Annotated in this window: 17 protein-coding genes; 8 read left to right on the top strand and 9 right to left on the bottom strand. The window is 58.7% G+C overall.

Annotated features, from left to right (window positions below; all coding sequences use genetic code 11):
• Positions 1-270: 270 nt before the first annotated feature.
• Positions 271-834: a D-glycero-beta-D-manno-heptose 1,7-bisphosphate 7-phosphatase gene (gmhB, locus tag ACJ8IL_RS10430; RefSeq protein WP_025304009.1), complete on the bottom strand. Its 564-nt coding sequence runs from the start codon at positions 832-834 to the stop codon at positions 271-273.
• Between the two features lie 188 nt (positions 835-1,022).
• Here gmhB and metN point away from each other — a divergent pair, with 188 nt between their 5' ends.
• From metN to proS, 6 genes are all read left to right on the top strand, one after another.
• Positions 1,023-2,054 carry a methionine ABC transporter ATP-binding protein MetN gene (gene metN / locus ACJ8IL_RS10425; RefSeq protein ID WP_004932012.1) on the top strand — a complete coding sequence of 344 codons (1,032 nt, stop codon included), beginning with the start codon at positions 1,023-1,025 and terminating at the stop codon, positions 2,052-2,054.
• Positions 2,047-2,700, top strand: coding sequence for a methionine ABC transporter permease MetI (locus ACJ8IL_RS10420; RefSeq protein ID WP_004932010.1), 654 nt, complete (start codon positions 2,047-2,049; stop codon positions 2,698-2,700). Before metN ends, ACJ8IL_RS10420 begins: the two co-directional genes overlap by 8 nt.
• A 39-nt stretch (positions 2,701-2,739) precedes the next feature.
• Positions 2,740-3,555, top strand: coding sequence for a MetQ/NlpA family lipoprotein (locus ACJ8IL_RS10415; RefSeq protein ID WP_025304010.1), 816 nt, complete (start codon positions 2,740-2,742; stop codon positions 3,553-3,555).
• A gap of 114 nt (positions 3,556-3,669) precedes the next feature.
• Positions 3,670-4,074 carry an Rcs stress response system protein RcsF gene (gene rcsF / locus ACJ8IL_RS10410; protein ID WP_025304011.1) on the top strand — a complete coding sequence of 135 codons (405 nt, stop codon included), beginning with the start codon at positions 3,670-3,672 and terminating at the stop codon, positions 4,072-4,074.
• Positions 4,071-4,778, top strand: a complete 708-nt coding sequence (tsaA, locus tag ACJ8IL_RS10405) for a tRNA (N6-threonylcarbamoyladenosine(37)-N6)-methyltransferase TrmO (protein WP_033644898.1) — start codon at positions 4,071-4,073, stop codon at positions 4,776-4,778. The genes rcsF and tsaA overlap by 4 nt, the downstream gene beginning before the upstream one ends.
• Before the next feature lie 112 nt (positions 4,779-4,890).
• Positions 4,891-6,609 (top strand): proline--tRNA ligase, encoded by a 1,719-nt coding sequence (gene proS, locus ACJ8IL_RS10400; protein WP_442516527.1) that lies wholly within the window; start codon positions 4,891-4,893, stop codon positions 6,607-6,609.
• 61 nt (positions 6,610-6,670) lie between these two features.
• Here the strand turns inward: proS and nlpE are convergent, their stop codons facing one another.
• Genes nlpE through ACJ8IL_RS10385 form a run of 3 tightly spaced genes read right to left on the bottom strand, consistent with a single transcriptional unit; the run spans position 6,671 to position 8,349 of the window.
• Positions 6,671-7,354 carry an envelope stress response activation lipoprotein NlpE gene (gene nlpE / locus ACJ8IL_RS10395; protein ID WP_060435094.1) on the bottom strand — a complete coding sequence of 228 codons (684 nt, stop codon included), beginning with the start codon at positions 7,352-7,354 and terminating at the stop codon, positions 6,671-6,673.
• A 29-nt stretch (positions 7,355-7,383) separates the two neighbouring features.
• Complete coding sequence (gene arfB, locus ACJ8IL_RS10390) at positions 7,384-7,797, bottom strand: alternative ribosome rescue aminoacyl-tRNA hydrolase ArfB (protein ID WP_004931997.1); 414 nt, start codon at positions 7,795-7,797, stop codon at positions 7,384-7,386.
• Positions 7,798-7,800: 3 nt separating this feature from the next.
• The gene (locus tag ACJ8IL_RS10385; RefSeq protein WP_025304016.1) at positions 7,801-8,349 is read right to left on the bottom strand and encodes a YaeQ family protein; all 549 of its coding nucleotides are present in this window, start codon (positions 8,347-8,349) and stop codon (positions 7,801-7,803) included.
• Positions 8,350-8,562: 213 nt separating this feature from the next.
• On the opposite strand from ACJ8IL_RS10385, the gene ACJ8IL_RS10380 reads away from it, so the two are divergent.
• A complete protein-coding gene (locus tag ACJ8IL_RS10380; protein ID WP_004931993.1) occupies positions 8,563-8,763 on the top strand; it encodes a YaeP family protein in 201 nt (66 codons plus the stop codon).
• Positions 8,750-9,013, top strand: coding sequence for a Rho-binding antiterminator (gene rof, locus ACJ8IL_RS10375; RefSeq protein ID WP_004931991.1), 264 nt, complete (start codon positions 8,750-8,752; stop codon positions 9,011-9,013). The genes ACJ8IL_RS10380 and rof overlap by 14 nt, the downstream gene beginning before the upstream one ends.
• Positions 9,014-9,063: 50 nt before the next feature.
• On the opposite strand, the gene ACJ8IL_RS10370 is transcribed toward rof, so the two are convergent.
• From ACJ8IL_RS10370 to cadB, 5 genes are all read right to left on the bottom strand, one after another.
• The gene (locus ACJ8IL_RS10370) at positions 9,064-9,378 is read right to left on the bottom strand and encodes a c-type cytochrome (RefSeq protein WP_442516529.1); all 315 of its coding nucleotides are present in this window, start codon (positions 9,376-9,378) and stop codon (positions 9,064-9,066) included.
• Positions 9,378-10,709: a tRNA lysidine(34) synthetase TilS gene (tilS, locus tag ACJ8IL_RS10365; RefSeq protein ID WP_147823298.1), complete on the bottom strand. Its 1,332-nt coding sequence runs from the start codon at positions 10,707-10,709 to the stop codon at positions 9,378-9,380. The genes ACJ8IL_RS10370 and tilS overlap by 1 nt, the downstream gene beginning before the upstream one ends.
• Positions 10,710-10,765: 56 nt before the next feature.
• Complete coding sequence (gene dtpD / locus ACJ8IL_RS10360) at positions 10,766-12,211, bottom strand: dipeptide permease DtpD (protein WP_197811434.1); 1,446 nt, start codon at positions 12,209-12,211, stop codon at positions 10,766-10,768.
• Between the two features lie 68 nt (positions 12,212-12,279).
• Positions 12,280-14,418, bottom strand: a complete 2,139-nt coding sequence (cadA, locus tag ACJ8IL_RS10355; RefSeq protein WP_043139919.1) for a lysine decarboxylase CadA — start codon at positions 14,416-14,418, stop codon at positions 12,280-12,282.
• Positions 14,419-14,513: 95 nt separating this feature from the next.
• Complete coding sequence (cadB, locus tag ACJ8IL_RS10350) at positions 14,514-15,857, bottom strand: cadaverine/lysine antiporter (RefSeq protein WP_025304021.1); 1,344 nt, start codon at positions 15,855-15,857, stop codon at positions 14,514-14,516.
• Between the last annotated feature and the right edge of the window lie 331 nt (positions 15,858-16,188).

Genomic DNA, 16,188 nt, shown 5'->3' with positions numbered 1-16,188 from the left:
GTGGAGTGCCCACACAGATTGTCTGATAAATTGTTAAAGAGCAGTGAGTTAGGCGCTTTCGCTTGCTAACTCGAGGTGGCGTATATTACGCTTTCCTCTTTCAGAGTCAACCCTAATTTCCAGGATTTTTTCTCTGCGACCCCCGGATACTCTGTGAAGTTGTTCACATGTTCCGTGTCGATGGAGGCGCATTATAGGGAGCCGGTTCAGAATGACAAGCGTTAATATGCATTTTTTATCTGACCGCTCACTATTCATTCGTAACGCCTATTAAACCCGCTTTTTGATGGCTGCAGGCAGGTCCGCCAGGCTATTTAGCACCCAATCGGCCAGCTTTTCGCCCTGCTCCGTCACCGGCTTGCCGGTACGCACCAGCACCTTGGTGCCGACGCCGGCCGCGATCGCCGCCTGCATGTCTTCCGGTTTATCCCCCACCATATAAGAAGCGGCCATATCGATGTTCAATTCCTGCTGCGCTTGCAACAGCATGCCCGGCTGCGGTTTACGGCAGTCGCACACCTGACGATACTCCTCTACTGCCGCCTCCGGATGATGCGGGCAGAAATAGATGCCGTCGAAGTCGACATCGCGATCGGCCAGCGACCAGTCCATCCACTCGGTCAGGTACATAAACTGGTCTTCGCTGAACTTGCCGCGCGCAATGCCGGACTGGTTGGTCACCATCACCAACGCGAAGCCCATCTTTTTAAGTTCGCGACAGGCGTCAATCACGCCGTCAATAAAGTGGAAATTGTCGATTTCATGGACATAACCATGGTCAACATTAATCGTACCGTCACGATCGAGAAAAATTGCTGGAACGCTTTGTGTCACCGCTTTGCTCCTGAGGGGCTGAATACGCTGACAGTATCGCATGTTTTACCCCGCACTGAGAACGCCGGAGAACGTCGCTGGCCGTTGACTTAGACGTCTAGACGCCTTAACATCTGATCCATACCTTGGTTCCACGCCGAGGTTTACTTTTATCTAGCCACGGGCAACCACGCTAAAATAAGAAGAATATGATTAAACTTTCTAACATCACTAAAGTGTTCCAGCAGGGTTCGCGCACCATTACCGCGCTCTCTGACGTGACCCTTCACGTCCCTGCCGGGCAAATCTATGGCGTTATCGGGTCTTCCGGCGCCGGTAAAAGCACGCTGATTCGCTGCGCCAACATGCTTGAGCGCCCTACGTCCGGCCAGGTCCTGGTCGACGGTCAGGATCTGACTTCGCTGTCGGAAAGCGAACTGACGCGCGCCCGTCGCCAAATCGGCATGATCTTCCAGCACTTCAACCTGCTCTCTTCCCGCACGGTGTTCGGCAACGTCGCGCTGCCGCTGGAGCTGGACAATACGCCGCGCGCCGAGATCAAAAAGCGCGTGACCGAACTGCTGGAGCTGGTCGGCCTGGCGGACAAACACGACGCCTATCCGGCCAACCTGTCCGGCGGCCAGAAACAGCGCGTGGCGATCGCGCGCGCGCTGGCCAGTAACCCCAAAGTGCTGCTGTGCGACGAAGCCACCAGCGCGCTGGATCCGGCCACCACCCGTTCCATCCTGGAACTGCTGAAAGACATCAACCGCCGTCTGGGCCTGACCATTCTGCTCATCACCCATGAAATGGACGTGGTGAAACGCATCTGCGACCAGGTCGCGGTCATCAGCCAGGGGCAACTGATCGAAAAAGACAGCGTCAGCGAAGTGTTCTCACACCCGAAAACCCCGCTGGCCCAACAGTTCATTCAGTCCACGCTGCATCTGGATATTCCGGACGACTACGCCGCGCGCCTGTCGCCGGAGCGCCAGGGCGACCGTCAGCCGCTGCTGCGCCTGGAATTCACCGGCCAGTCGGTCGATGCGCCGCTGCTGTCTGAAGCCGCTCGCCGCTTCAACGTGAACAACAACATTATCAGCGCCCAGATGGATTATGCCGGCGGCGTGAAATTCGGCGTGATGCTGGCGGAGCTGCACGGCAGCGACGAAGACGCGCTGGCGACGATTAAGTTCCTGCAAGAAAATCAGGTAAAAGTAGAGGTTCTGGGTTATGTCTGAGGCAATGATGTGGTTGATGGCGCGTGGCGTGTGGGAAACCGTCATGATGACCTTTGTCTCCGGCTTCTTCGGTTTCGTGCTCGGCCTGCCGGTCGGCGTGCTGCTGTATGTGACCCGCCCGGGGCAGATCATCGCCAACAATTCGCTGTATAAGATCCTGTCCGGGCTGGTGAACATCTTCCGTTCCATCCCGTTCATTATCCTGTTGGTTTGGATGATTCCTTTTACCCGCATGATCGTCGGTACCTCGATCGGTCTTCAGGCGGCCATCGTGCCGTTGACCGTGGGCGCCGCGCCGTTCATCGCGCGCATGGTGGAAAACGCCCTGCTGGAGATCCCGTCCGGTCTGGTGGAAGCGGCGCGCGCCATGGGCGCCACGCCGATGCAGATCATTAAGAAAGTGTTGCTGCCGGAAGCCCTACCGGGCCTGGTCAACGCCGCGACCATCACCCTAATCACCCTGGTGGGTTACTCCGCCATGGGCGGCGCGGTCGGTGCCGGCGGTCTGGGCCAAATCGGTTACCAATACGGTTATATCGGTTATAACGCCACAGTTATGAATACCGTATTAGTATTACTGGTAGTTTTGGTTTATCTGATCCAATTCTGCGGCGATCGCATCGTCAAAGCCGTTACCCATAAATAGTTTCACAGCATATTAATGCGAGTCTAATGAGGAAGGGATATGTCGTTAACATTTAAATCCATCGCGACAATTGGCGCACTGATCGGCACTCTGGCTCTGGCGGGCTGTGGCCAGGATGAAAAGAATCCAAACCACATCAAGGTCGGCGTGATCGTCGGCGCAGAGCAGCAAGTGGCTGAAGTGGCGCAGAAAGTGGCGAAAGAGAAATACGGTCTGGACGTCGAGCTGGTCACCTTCAACGATTACGTGCTGCCAAACGAAGCGCTGAGCAAAGGCGATATCGACCTGAACGCCTTCCAGCACAAGCCTTATCTGGATCAGCAGATCAAAGATCGCGGCTACAAGCTGGTGCCGGTCGGCAGCACCTTTGTTTACCCGATCGCCGGTTACTCCAAGAAAATCAAATCGCTGGACGAACTGAAAGAGGGTTCTCAGATCGCACTGCCGAACGATCCGACCAACCTGGGCCGCTCGCTGCTGCTGCTGCAGAAAGTCGGCCTGATCAAACTGAAAGACGGCGTTGGCCTGCTGCCGACCGTGCTGGACGTGACCGAGAACCCGAAAAACCTGAAGCTGGTTGAGCTGGAAGCGCCTCAGCTGCCACGTTCTCTGGACGATCAGCAGATCGCGCTGGCGGTGATCAATACCACCTACGCCAGCCAGATCGGCCTGACGCCGGCGAAAGACGGTCTGTTCGTGGAAGATAAAGACTCGCCTTACGTCAACCTGCTGGTTGCGCGCGAAGATAACAAAGATGCGGAAAACGTGAAGAAATTCGTGCAGGCCTATCAGTCTGACGAAGTTGACGCCGCCGCCAACAAAATCTTCAACGGCGGTGCGGTGAAAGGCTGGTAAGCGCTTATTCACCAATTTTATTCCTATAATTGCAAGACGGGCCAAGGCCCGTCTTGTTATTTCCGCCATAGATTGCTTCAATAGCGCCACTTTCATTAAGGCAGAGGAATCTCAATGCGTGTTTTACCTCTCTGTTTGTTAGCGCTCGCGCTGGCCGGATGTTCATCGCAACGTATCGCGCCATCCTCAACAAACAGCACCAGCAAGCCGACCACGACCGCCCCGGCCAAGACCACGCCGGCCGCCCGCCCCGCTCCGGTAAAACTGTATAAAAGTGCAGAAGAACTCGTGGGTAAACCGTTCCGCGATCTGGGTGAAGTGTCCGGCGAATCGTGCCAAACCACCGTACAAGACTCCCCACCGAATCTGGCTACCGCCCGTAAACGCATGCAAATCCGCGCGTCTTACATGAAGGCCAACGCCGTGCTGCTGCACGACTGCCAGATTGTCAGCGGCGTCGCCGGTTGTTATCAGCAGGCCGTCTGCCAGGGCTCGGCGCTTAACGTCTCGTCCAAATGACCGAATTCGTTTTCGAGCAGATCGGCGTGATCCGCTCGCCGTATAAAGAGAAATTCGCCGTGCCCCGCCAACCTGGGCTGGTCGAAGACGGTGGCGGCGAACTGCTGTTGCTACCGCCCTACAACCAGGCGGAAGCGGTTCGCGGTCTCAGCGATTTCAGCCATCTGTGGGTGATGTTCATTTTCCATCAAACCATGGAAGGCGGCTGGCGCCCGACGGTACGCCCACCGCGTTTAGGCGGCAATGCCCGCATGGGCGTGTTCGCCACCCGCTCCACCTTCCGCCCCAACCCGCTCGGCATGTCGCTCATTGAGCTCAAAGGCGTACGGGTGAAAAACGGGGAAGTGGCGCTGGAACTGGGCAGCCTCGATCTGGTCGACGGTACCCCGGTGGTGGACATCAAGCCTTATCTGCCGTTCGCCGAGAGCCAACCGCAGGCCCGCGCCGGCTTTGCCCAGGCCGCGCCCGCCGGCGATATGCCGGTGCGTTTCGCGCCGCAGGCGGAACAGCAGCTGCAGCAACATCAGGCGCGCTACCCGCAATTAAGGCGTTTTATCAGCCAGGTGCTGGCACAGGACCCCCGTCCCGCCTATCGTAAAGGAGAGGACGTCGAACGGGATTACGCCGTCTGGCTGCTGGATTTCAACGTGCGCTGGCGCGTCGTAGACGGCCACACCGAAGTGCTGTCGCTCGACCCGCGTTAAAATTCCGCCGCCTCTCTTTTGGCGACCCGCTCGCGCTGGTAAACTAAATCACTTTTTGGCCGCCACTCTGGCAGCCCGATGCAATTTGCAGTTCTAACGGAACCAAAACACCATGCGTACTAGCCAATATCTGCTCTCCACTCTGAAGGAGACACCTGCCGACGCCGAAGTGATCAGCCACCAGCTGATGCTGCGCGCCGGGATGATCCGCAAGCTGGCCTCCGGTCTTTACACCTGGCTGCCGACCGGCCTGCGCGTTCTGAAGAAGGTTGAAAACATCGTTCGCGAAGAAATGAACAATGCTAATGCGATCGAAGTGTCCATGCCGGTGGTTCAGCCTGCCGACCTGTGGCAGGAAAGCGGCCGTTGGGAGCAATACGGCCCCGAGCTGCTGCGCTTCGTCGACCGCGGTGACCGTCCTTTCGTGCTGGGCCCGACGCATGAAGAAGTGATTACCGATCTGATCCGCAACGAGATCAGCTCGTACAAGCAGCTGCCGCTGAATTTCTTCCAGATCCAGACCAAGTTCCGTGATGAAGTGCGCCCACGTTTCGGCGTGATGCGTTCCCGTGAGTTCCTGATGAAGGATGCCTACTCCTTCCATACCTCGCAGGAGTCTCTGCAGGAGACTTACGACGCGATGTACGAAGCGTACAGCAAAATCTTCAGCCGCATGGGCCTGGATTTCCGCCCGGTGCAGGCCGATACCGGCTCGATCGGCGGCAGTGCGTCGCACGAATTCCAGGTGCTGGCAGACAGCGGTGAAGACGATATCGTGTTCTCCACCGGTTCCGACTTCGCCGCCAACATCGAGCTGGCGGAAGCGGTCGCGCCGGCGGCTCCGCGCGCGGCGGCCAGCGAAGCGCTGCGCCTGGTAGATACCCCGAACGCAAAAACCATCGCCGAGCTGGTCGAGCAATTCGCGCTGCCAGTGGAAAAAACCGTGAAGACGCTGATGGTACGCGCCACCGAAGAGAGCGGCCACAAGCTGGTCGCTCTGCTGGTGCGCGGCGATCACGAGCTGAACGAAGTCAAGGCAGAGAAGCTGGCGCTGGTTGCCACGCCGCTGACCTTCGCCACCGAAGAAGAAATTCGCGCCATCGTCGGTGCCGGCCCGGGTTCACTCGGCCCGGTCAACCTGCCGATGCCGGTGGTAGCTGACCGCAGCGTGGCGGCGATGAGCGACTTTGGCGCCGGCGCCAACGTTGACGGCAAACACTACTTCGGCATCAACTGGGAGCGCGATCTGCCGCTGCCGCAGGTGGCCGATATCCGTAACGTGGTGGAAGGCGACGCCAGCCCGGACGGTCAGGGTACGCTGCTGATCAAACGTGGCATCGAAGTGGGCCATATCTTCCAGCTCGGCACCAAGTATTCGGAAGCGATGAAAGCGACCGTGCAAGGCGAAGATGGCCGTAACCAGGTACTGACCATGGGTTGCTACGGCATCGGGGTCACGCGCGTTGTGGCCGCCGCCATCGAGCAGAACCACGACGAACGCGGCATCATCTGGCCGGACGCTATCGCGCCGTTCCAGGTCGCTATTCTGCCGATGAACATGCACAAGTCGTTCCGCGTGCAGGCGCTGGCTGAAGAGCTGTACAACACCCTGCGCGCCCACGGCATCGATGTGATCCTCGATGACCGCAAAGAGCGTCCGGGCGTGATGTTCGCGGATATGGAGCTGATCGGCGTGCCGCACTCTATCGTCATCGGTGACCGTAACCTCGACAACGAAGAGATCGAGTATAAGAACCGCCGCGTCGGCGAGAAGCAAATGATTAAAACCGGCGAAATCGTTGATTTCCTGCTGGGCCAGATCAAACGCTAAGCGACGAACGCCAGAAAATAAAAAAACCCGCCTAGGCGGGTTTTTTTATGTCCGAAAACGCTTACTTACTGCTGCAGTTCTTGCTGCGGTCGAACGCGATTTTGCCGTCCGGCACCACCGCCTTCTCTATCTGCCCTTCTTCCATCGATGGCTGCACGCTGAAGTGCGCATTGAAGGTCAGGAACACCGGCTCGCCGGCATTTTTGTTGGCTTTGGCGTAACCTTGCTCCAGCGCGATGTTGTTATCCACCGGGAACGTGATGCCCGTGGCACAATCTTTGAACACCGCCGCGTCAGCCATATAGCTGTAGCTGCCTTTCATCACCATCGGGGTTTTAGGCAACGGTTTTTCAACCGGCTCGAGGCGGTAATTCAGCTTGGATTCGATCGGCACGCCGCTGCGATCCAGCATCTCTAGGCTCTTGCCCACCGGGCGGAAGTAGCGTTTTTCACCGGTGCTGTCGGTCAGCACCAGCTTATCCGCAGTGCGCGCCCATTTGCCGTAGTCGGCAAAGGTCTGATCGCCGTCTTTGGTGTCGCGGTAGGTTTCCTGCAGCACAAAGGTGCCGTCCTCATCCAGGAACAGCGCCGTGTCCAGACCGCCGCAATCGGCGCAAGGCAACAATCCTTGATAACTCTGCGGCATCGCCTGCAGCGGTTGTTCCTTCGGCTGATAATGATTGTTGCATCCCAACAACGAGAGTGCGCCTGCCGCCAAGAACAGGGCTATCGTAATTTTCTTCACAGTTATTCTCCTACTGTGTTCATGTATTCCTAAGTGCGAACCTTGCCACGCAGCGCCTTGGTGGCGCCTTTACGCGTCTTGCCTTCCAGGCGACGCAGTTTCGCTCCTTTCGTCGGCTTGGTCGCCTTGCGCGTTTTTTCCACCACCATCGCCTGCTGAATCAGCGCGACCAGCCGGGCCAACGCCGCTTCGCGATTCAATTCCTGACTGCGATACTCTTGCGCCTTGATAATCACTACGCCATCAGCGGTAATGAGATGATGATTCAGCGCCAGCAGCCTTTCCTTATAATACTCTGGCAGGCTGGATGCCCGGATGTCAAAGCGCAAATGGATCGCCGTTGAGGTTTTGTTCACGTGCTGGCCGCCCGCGCCCTGTGCGCGGATCGCCGTCAATTCCAGTTCATTATCCGGTATGGCTACGTTTCTTGACAGTTCCAGCACCGGTTACACCTGTGCCTGCTGCCACTCGGCAAACTGGATTTCCAGACTATTCTGAGCATCGGACAGCCAAATAGTTCCCTCCTGCAGCGTTGCCTGCAGCGTCATGGTGCGGCTGGCCAATGCCGTCAGGCGCGCCAACTGCTCGTCGTCAAGGAAACGCACGCTCAGGTTCTTGTAGCCGGCCACCTTACCCTGCATTCCCTGCCACCACACGTGCGCAGCGCGCTCGCCGTAAGCGTACAACACCACGCGCGGCGACTGGTTGCAGGCCTTGCGGATGCGTTTTTCGTCGGGTAATCCCATCTCGATCCACATTTCCAGCCCGTTGTGGTCGTTGCGCTGCCAGATCTCCGGCTCGTCGTCGGCGCTCAGCCCTTTGGTGAACACCAACCGCTCGTCGGCATGACAGATCCAGGCCAACAGGCGCAGCATCATGCGCTGCTCATTTTCGGACGGGTGTTGCGCCAGCGTCAGCGTGGCGTCGTGGTAGAAGTGACGATCCATATCAGCAATATTGACCGCGGCTTTATAAATGGTTGCTTTCAGCGCCATGGGTGACCTCGTTATTATCCGGCAACAGTGTACTTGATCAGGGCCAAACCCCGCCAGCGCGGCCAGGCCACGGCAGTGCGAAAGGCGTGCCGGGGTGCTGATAACTCCATAACAGCTGTGCTATAGTCGTCTAGGATAGGATAAAACTCCGAGAGCCTGCGCCTCATCGCGATAGTAGTCTTGATGATGCAGAGGTTCTTAAGGGAGGAAACTGTGCAACAATACTGTGAGTTAGTACGCCGTACTTACGCCGAGATTGGCAGTGGAGATCTTGGCTACGTGCCTGATGCGCTGGCTTGTGCGTTAAAGGCATTGGACGATGTCGCAGCGAACGATGCGCTACCGTCCTCCGTTAGGGAACAGGCGGCCTTTGCCGCCGCTAACTTATTGGTGAGCGACTATGTTGATGAATGATGAGTACCAACCCATCAATTGCGATGACTACGACAACCTGGAACTCGCCTGTCAGCATAAACTTATTCTGAAGCTGGAGTTACGCGACGGAGAAGTGATCGAGGCCAAGGCGATCGACCTGCTGCAAAAGAAACGCGTTGAGTATCTGACCATCGAACAGAACGGCCAGCAGCGCGACCTGCGTCTGGACCATATCAGCAGTTTCAGTCATCCGGAAATCGGTACCGTGGTCGTCAGCCTGTCGGACTGAGCAGCGGTAACCCCATCCCAACAGGGCAGCCCAACGGCTGCCCTCGTCATTTAGGGCTTCAGGTTGGCGTAATAGGCCGCCAGATCGGCGATATCGTCATCCGACAGCCCCGACACGTAGGCCTTCATCACCTCGGCCTGGCCGCCGTTGCGTTCCCCTTTCTTGTACGCCTGCAATGCGTGCTGCAGGTACATGGCATTCTGCCCGGCCAGATTCGGGTACATCGGCACCGTCACCTTGCCCTGCGCGCCGTGGCAGGCCGCACAGGCGGCGGCTTTGGCCTGGCCGGCCGCCGCATCTCCCGCCGCCAACGCCGGCAGGCTGAACAGGCCGGCAGCCAACAGCGCGATTTCCACAAACTTCATCATTGCTCCTCACGATTATGATTTTTTTCCCAGCGCAGCCGCCACGGGCGTTCGCCTTCCGGCACCTGCCCCGCCTCACAGACGAATACGCCCAGCGCGGCGATCAGCTGCTCATCATAATAAATCAACGGGATGCGTTCACGCTGCCAGGGAGGAATACCCAGCTCCTGCCACAGTTTTTTTATCGGCCGCGAATGGACGCGCCCCACGATGCGCACCGCACCCTGCACGCCGCCGAACCGAACGCTGACCTGTTGCGATGGCTGCGGTGCGCGCAGCACCAGCTCGCCCTCACCGGCAATCAACTGCCCCAGCCCGTCCGGCAACGTCAGCGGCTGGTCAGGCTGCCAGGGCAGATGCACATCGAGCAGCGCCGCCAGCGGCGGCAACAGGTGCAATCGGCCGCGGAAACGGCGGATCTGATAGGCGCCGAGCTGCAGCTGCGGTTCGGCATCCTCCCGGCTGAGCGCCACCTCATCCCACAGGCGCTGAAGCTGCTCACGCGCCGGCATGGTGACGTTAAACAATGCGATCCAGCGCCGCAGCAAGGCGAAGCGCCGCACCGGCGAACAGTCGGTCAGGCCGTCAATCGCCAATGAGCGATCCGCCGCCAACAGGCTTTGCAGCGGTTCTGCCAACAGTTCGTCCAGCAGTTGCTCCTGCTCGGCGCACAGGCCGGCGCTGCGCGCTACCGCCGAGGCGAAGTGCGGCCAGCGCTGGTTGAGCTGCGGCAACACCTGCAACCGCAGGAAATTGCGATCGAAGCGCGTGTCCTGATTGCTGTCGTCATCTATCCAGGTTAAGGCGTGACGTTGCGCGTAGCTTTCCAGCGTCTGACGCGAACAGCCCAACAGCGGCCGCAACAGCAGGTGCTCGCCCAGCGTGGCGCGCGCCGCCATCGCCGACAACCCCGCCGGCCCGCTGCCGCGCTTGAGCGCCAACAGGAAGGTTTCGCTTTGATCGTCAAGGTGTTGGGCGGTGAGCAGCGCTTCGCCCTCCGCCAATGCTGCGCTGAAGGCGGCATAGCGCGCCGCACGCGCCGCCGCTTCGATGCCGCCCTGGCGGGCATCTACCTGCACGTGCGTCACCGTCAGCGGGATCTGCCAGTCGGCACACCGGCTGCGGCAATGCTCAACCCAACGGTCGGCAAAGGCGCTCAGGCCATGATGCACGTGCAGCGCACGCAGCTGCAGCGCCGGACGTTGGCGGCGCAACGCCGCCAGCAGATGCAGCAGCACGCTGGAATCCAGGCCGCCGCTGAACGCCACCAGCAGCCGCTGCTGCGCGCCCAGCTGGTCCGCCACCTGCGTCGTTAATTGATCAGTATCCATCGGTAGGCTTTGTCACTTCTACATAGCTGCACGTTAACCCCGCCTACCGCCATCAATCAAGCATTAACCGTCCGGGCCTGGCGTCGCGTCAGCAGCCACCAGCCGCCCAGCACCGCGATCACCGCCAGCGCACATCCGGCCGCTCCCCAGCCGATCTGGGCGAAAATGCGGCCATACGCCTGCATCGCCGCCCCTTCGATGTGATCTTCGGCGGTCTGATTGGCGATGATGCCCGCCAGGTAGTTGGCGATCGAACCGGTCGCCAGCATATAGATACCGGTCAACACGCCGGTGGCGCCGGGGATATTCAGCCGGGTGATCTGCGCCATCGCCACCGGATCGATAAACAGTTCGGCGAAGCCCATCACCGCCAGACCGGCGATCATCAGCCCCATCGATCCCGGCCCGTTCAGCCGGGTATTAAGCGCCATCAGCGTAAAGCCGACGCCGATCAACAGCAGACCGAAGGCGAACTTGCACCAGATGCGCAGCGTGCGGTCGCCATCGCCACTCGCCAGCCAGGCCAGCGCCACGCCGCCCAGCATCACCGCACAGGCGTTAACCGACTGGAACAAGGCGGTCGGCACCGTCCAGCCGAACCAGCGCCGGTCAACGAAATGATCGATAAACAGGCTGATGGAGCTGCCGCCCTGCTGGGCAAAGGCCCAGAACAGCGTGCCTAGCAGCATCAGCACAACGATCTGCCACAGCCCCCGGCGCTGGCCGGCGTCCGCGCGCAGCATAATGCGTGCCACCAGCACCACCGCCGCCACGCACACCAACCCGAGCAAATAGCCGGCCCAGCCACGTTCAAACAGCAGCATGAAGAACAGCGGCGACGCCAGCAGCACCACCAGCAGCCAACCCCAGTGCGGCAGGCCCAGGCTTCTGGCGCGCATCAGCGGTACATTCACGCCACGCGTGTGGCGGAAGTGGCGCCCGCCGAGCAGGAAAATCACCAGGCCGGCGAACATGCCGATCCCGGCCAATGCAAAGCCGACGTGCCAGCCATAGCGCTCAGCTGCCAACCCGCAGGCGATCGGCGCCAGAATAGACCCGACGTTGCCGGCGGCGTACAGCAGCGAGAAGCCCCCTTCGCGGCGCGAGTCCTGCGCCGGATACAGCTCGCCCAGCAGGCAGCTGATATTGGATTTGAACAGGCCATAGCCACAGATGATGATGGCCAGCGCCAGATAGAGCGACTGGGCGGAGACCGCGCTCAGGCCGAGCACGATATGCCCCAGGGTCATCAGCGCCGCACCGGCGATCACCGCAACGCGATTGCCCAGCAGGCGGTCGGCGAGCCAGCCGCCCAGAATAGGAGTGACGTAAACTAACGAAGCGTAAGCGCTGTAGAGATCGATGGCGTGGCTGTCGGTATAGCCGAGTTGGTGGGTCAGATAGAGGATCAGTAACGCACGCATGCCGTAAAAGCTGAAATATTCCCAAATTTGTATCGCTACGACATAGTAGATTGCGCGCGGCTGTGAGGGTGTTTTCATGGTGGTCTCCCATCAGTCGGTGAACGGCAAAGGGGAAGCGCGAGCGCCTCCCCTCTTATTGGCTGCGGTTATTTCGCCTTCAGCACTTTCACCCGATAACGTCCGTCCGCCTGACGATAGGCGCCGTGAATGTCGGTTTCAAAGCCCGGATAATGCGCGCCGATTTCGCACAGCATCTGCAGGAACTCCAGCACCGGCCGGCTCTCTTCGGTCAGCATTTCGCCCGGCATCACCAGCGGCACGCCCGGTGGGTATGGGAGGATCATATTGGCGTTGACCTTGCCGACCATCTCTTCCAGATAGACCTCTTCCACTTCGCCGTGCAGCTCTTTCTGGAACGCCTGGTACGGATTCATCACCATGGTTGGCAGCACTTCGAACGCGCGGTACATCAGGTCCGGCAGGTTGTGTTGCTCCACCAGGCGGTGAATGTTCTGCGCCAGATCCTGAATGCGCATGTTTTCATAGAAATCAGGCGCTTCGTGATACAACGAAGGCAGCATGTTTTTCACCCGCAGGTTCAGATCGAACGAGCGTTTGAAGTCGGTCATCGCGCGCAGCAGGCTGAGCGCCTTGGTTTTGTCGATGCCGATGCTGAACAGGAACAGCAGGTTGTACGGCCCGGTTTTCTCGACGATGATGCCGCGCTCGTCGAGGTATTTCGCCACGATGCTGGCCGGGATACCGAACGGCTGCATCTCGCCTTCCTTGCTCATCCCCGGCGTCAGAATGGTGACCTTGATCGGGTCCAGATACATGTGTTCGTTGTCGATGTTCTTGAAACCGTGCCAGGCGCTGTCGGAGCGCAGCGGCCAGCATTCCGGTTCATCGATATGCTCCGGCTGCCAGACGTCGAAGAACCAGCCGTCGGACTCGACTTTCAGGCGTTTAATCTCTTTGCGGAACTTGATCGCGCGTTCGATAGAACCGTTGATCAGGCGCTTGCCGGCGTTGCCTTTCATCATCGCCGCGGCGGTTTCGGTCGACGCCACGATGCCGTAGTGCGGCGAGGTGGTGGTGTGCATCATGTAGGCTTCGTTGAAGGTCTCTTCGTTGATATCGCCCTTCACATGAATCATCGAAGCCTGCGAGAAAGCCGCCAGCAGTTTGTGGGTGGACTGGGTTTCGTAGATCACCTTGCCCTCCACGCGGCCGCCGCTCATGCCGCACTTGCCTTTATAGATCGGGTGGAAGTTGGTGTAAGGCACCCAGGCGGAATCGAAGTGGATCGACTTCACGTCCAGGGTGTTCTTAATAAAGTCGGTGTTGTACAGCAGCCCGTCATAGGTGGAGTTGGTGATCACCGCGTGCACCGGCCAGGTGGCGTTCGGGGTCTCTTTCACGCGCTTGGCGATGGTGGCGCGCTGGAACTCGCTCTGCGGAATGCCGCCGAGAATGCCGTAGGCGTTGCGGGTCGGGCGGAAGTAGATCGGCGTGATGTCGCTCATCATCATCAGGTGAGTCAGCGACTTGTGGCAGTTACGGTCAATCAGCACCGTGCTGCCCGCCGGCGCCGAGTACATGCCGACGATCTTGTTGGCGGTGGAAGTGCCGTTGGTGACCATGTAGCTGCGTTCGGCGTTGAACACCCGGGAAATGTACTCTTCCGCTTCTTTGTGCGGGCCGGAGTGATCCAGCAGCGATCCCAGTTCAGACACCGAAATCGAGATATCCGACTTCATGGTGTTCGGGCCGAAGAAATCGTAGAACAGGCTGCCCACCGGGCTCTTCTGGAACGCGGTGCCGCCCATGTGGCCCGGCGTACAGAAAGTGTATTTGCCTTCACGCACGTATTTGAACAGCGCCTTGGTCAACGGCGGCAGGATGGTGTCGATATACTCGTCGGTGTTCTGTTTGATCTTGGCGGCGATGTCGGTTGCCGCGCCGAGCGCATATTCGAAGAAACGCACCTGCATGCGCAGATCGTTCAGGCTGACGTCCAGCGTCGAATAGGTGTTGGCGAACGCATACAGCGGCATGTATTCGTTCAGCTGGCTGATCTCTTCGCACAGCTCCAGGTTGTATTTGTCCCAGTCGAAGATCACCCCGCACAGGCGGGCGTTGTTCTCGATCAGTTTCAGCAGGTCTTCGCGATCGTTAGGGTAAACGATGCGGAAATCCAGACTTTCCAGCGCCTGATGCAGTTCACGGATAGGCTCTTCTTTGAAGTAGACACCCATGTGATTCATGATGGCGATAACGTTCATATGCATTTCTCCTGGCAAAGCAAGCCCCTTCCCGTCGCGGCTGACAGGTCGGAAAGAAAGGGGCTGGGTAAATTCAGTCGGTCAGCGGACGCGAATCAGTGCGCTTTGGCCGTGGTGTTTTCATCGACCGCCGCTGCGTTGGCAGCCTGGCGGGTATTCATTTTCCGGGCGTAGAACATCAGGATAATCAGGCTGATGATAAAGGTGCCGGACAGTTCGAATGAGTTGGCGCCCATCAGCGCGATGAAGCAGAAGCCGCAGCCGCACACCGAAGCGATCAGGCTCAGCAGGTTGCGCACGTTGACCCCTTCGAAGCGGATCAGATCTACACAGGAATAGAAGTAAGGCAGCATGGTCAGCAGCACCGCGATGCCGGTCAGCTCGCCGAACAGGTCGGAAGCCTTGCCGCCGGCGGAGCTCATCAGGGTGATCAGCACCATCAGCGCGGTCATTTTGCAGCCGGCCAGCAGCAGGCCTTTTTTCGGAATGCCGTTTTTATCCAGCTCGCCGTACACTTTCGGGAAGTTGCCGTCGTTGGCGGCGCGCACCCCGGCCTGGCCGACCAGCATCATCCATGACCCGAGCGAGGTCAGGCAGGCAAAGGCGGTGAAGGCGGAAACCATCGGTGCCGCCCAGTTGCCCATAATCGCCGAGGCGCTGATGGCGAACGGCGCGCCGCTGGCGGCCATTTCAGACGCCGGGAACATGCCGCTGATCACTTGGGTGGCGGCGATGTAGATGATGCCCGCCAGGCCGGTGCCGAGCATGGTCGCCAGCGGCACGGTACGTTTCGGGTTTTTCACCATGCCGGTGCTGACCGCTGCGGATTCCACGCCGATGAACGCCCACAGGCACAGCAGAATACTTTTGATGACCGCATGGCTGTCGGTGGTGCCGGAGGTATTCCAGTTAGCCTGGTAGGTGGCGGCGTCAAACCAGTGCCAGCCGAGGGTGGCGGTCACGATCACCGGGATCAACACCAATACCAGGCCCAGAGTAGTCAAACGGCTGACCCAGGTTCCGCCCAGCATGTTGACGAAGGTGAAGACCCACACGATGGCGATACAGGCGATACCGGCAGGTATTGGGTTGTTCAGCGCCGGGAAGAAGGTGGAGAGATAAGAAACGGCGGTAATGCCGATGGCCAGGTTACCGATCCAGTTAGCATGGTAATAAAGCACGCCGGTCTGGAAACCGAAGGCCGGGGAAATTTCACCGGCGTAGGCGATAGGGCCGCCCTGCTGCGGGTTTTTGGTGGCGAGACGGGCATACACATAGGCCAGCGACATCGCCCCGATAATCGAGATCACCCACCCCCAAATGGCGATGGATCCGAGACTCGCCAGGTTGGCGGGCAATAAGGCAATCCCGCTCCCCATCATATTACCGGCGACGACGCCGGTGCAGGCAATAAGCCCTATTTTCTTGGGTGAAGCCATGGTCAGTTTCTCCTGATTTACGTTTCTTATAAGCCACACCCATAAATAAAAGATTTTAATGAGCCGGCTTGATAGTCAGGATGCTAACCATCGGGGGGAATAAAGTCCTAAAGATAAAGTGAGATTACGCTCATGATCATACAAATGATAACCTGAGGTTTTTGATTAACACATCAAGATAAAAAGGTTTGCTAAAGAAAAGATAAACATCGTTTAAAAACAGAATGATGCCCAGGTTAATAATGAATAACAAACGACAGAAAAGGAACGATATTACGCAGCAAAATAACACAATGGCGCAACATGTCTTCACCAATAAATAACGCCGACA

Source organism: Serratia sp. CY47444, assembly GCF_052168635.1.
In the GTDB taxonomy this organism is placed as follows: domain Bacteria; phylum Pseudomonadota; class Gammaproteobacteria; order Enterobacterales; family Enterobacteriaceae; genus Serratia; species Serratia bockelmannii.
The sequence above is the reverse complement of the archived record's forward strand: the minus strand, read 5'-3'. Positions and strand labels throughout refer to the sequence as shown.

What these genes read in the sequence shown, in the direction of transcription:
- cadA (WP_043139919.1), bottom strand. Translation starts at nt 14,418, where the DNA reads ATGAACGTTATCGCCATCATGAATCACATGGGTGTCTACTTCAAAGAA.
- ACJ8IL_RS10385 (WP_025304016.1), bottom strand. Translation starts at nt 8,349, where the DNA reads ATGGCGCTGAAAGCAACCATTTATAAAGCCGCGGTCAATATTGCTGAT.
- proS (WP_442516527.1), top strand. Translation starts at nt 4,891, where the DNA reads ATGCGTACTAGCCAATATCTGCTCTCCACTCTGAAGGAGACACCTGCC.
- rcsF (WP_025304011.1), top strand. Translation starts at nt 3,670, where the DNA reads ATGCGTGTTTTACCTCTCTGTTTGTTAGCGCTCGCGCTGGCCGGATGT.
- metN (WP_004932012.1), top strand. Translation starts at nt 1,023, where the DNA reads ATGATTAAACTTTCTAACATCACTAAAGTGTTCCAGCAGGGTTCGCGC.
- cadB (WP_025304021.1), bottom strand. Translation starts at nt 15,857, where the DNA reads ATGGCTTCACCCAAGAAAATAGGGCTTATTGCCTGCACCGGCGTCGTC.
- ACJ8IL_RS10370 (WP_442516529.1), bottom strand. Translation starts at nt 9,378, where the DNA reads ATGAAGTTTGTGGAAATCGCGCTGTTGGCTGCCGGCCTGTTCAGCCTG.
- tsaA (WP_033644898.1), top strand. Translation starts at nt 4,071, where the DNA reads ATGACCGAATTCGTTTTCGAGCAGATCGGCGTGATCCGCTCGCCGTAT.
- dtpD (WP_197811434.1), bottom strand. Translation starts at nt 12,211, where the DNA reads ATGAAAACACCCTCACAGCCGCGCGCAATCTACTATGTCGTAGCGATA.
- ACJ8IL_RS10420 (WP_004932010.1), top strand. Translation starts at nt 2,047, where the DNA reads ATGTCTGAGGCAATGATGTGGTTGATGGCGCGTGGCGTGTGGGAAACC.
- rof (WP_004931991.1), top strand. Translation starts at nt 8,750, where the DNA reads ATGTTGATGAATGATGAGTACCAACCCATCAATTGCGATGACTACGAC.
- tilS (WP_147823298.1), bottom strand. Translation starts at nt 10,709, where the DNA reads ATGGATACTGATCAATTAACGACGCAGGTGGCGGACCAGCTGGGCGCG.
- ACJ8IL_RS10415 (WP_025304010.1), top strand. Translation starts at nt 2,740, where the DNA reads ATGTCGTTAACATTTAAATCCATCGCGACAATTGGCGCACTGATCGGC.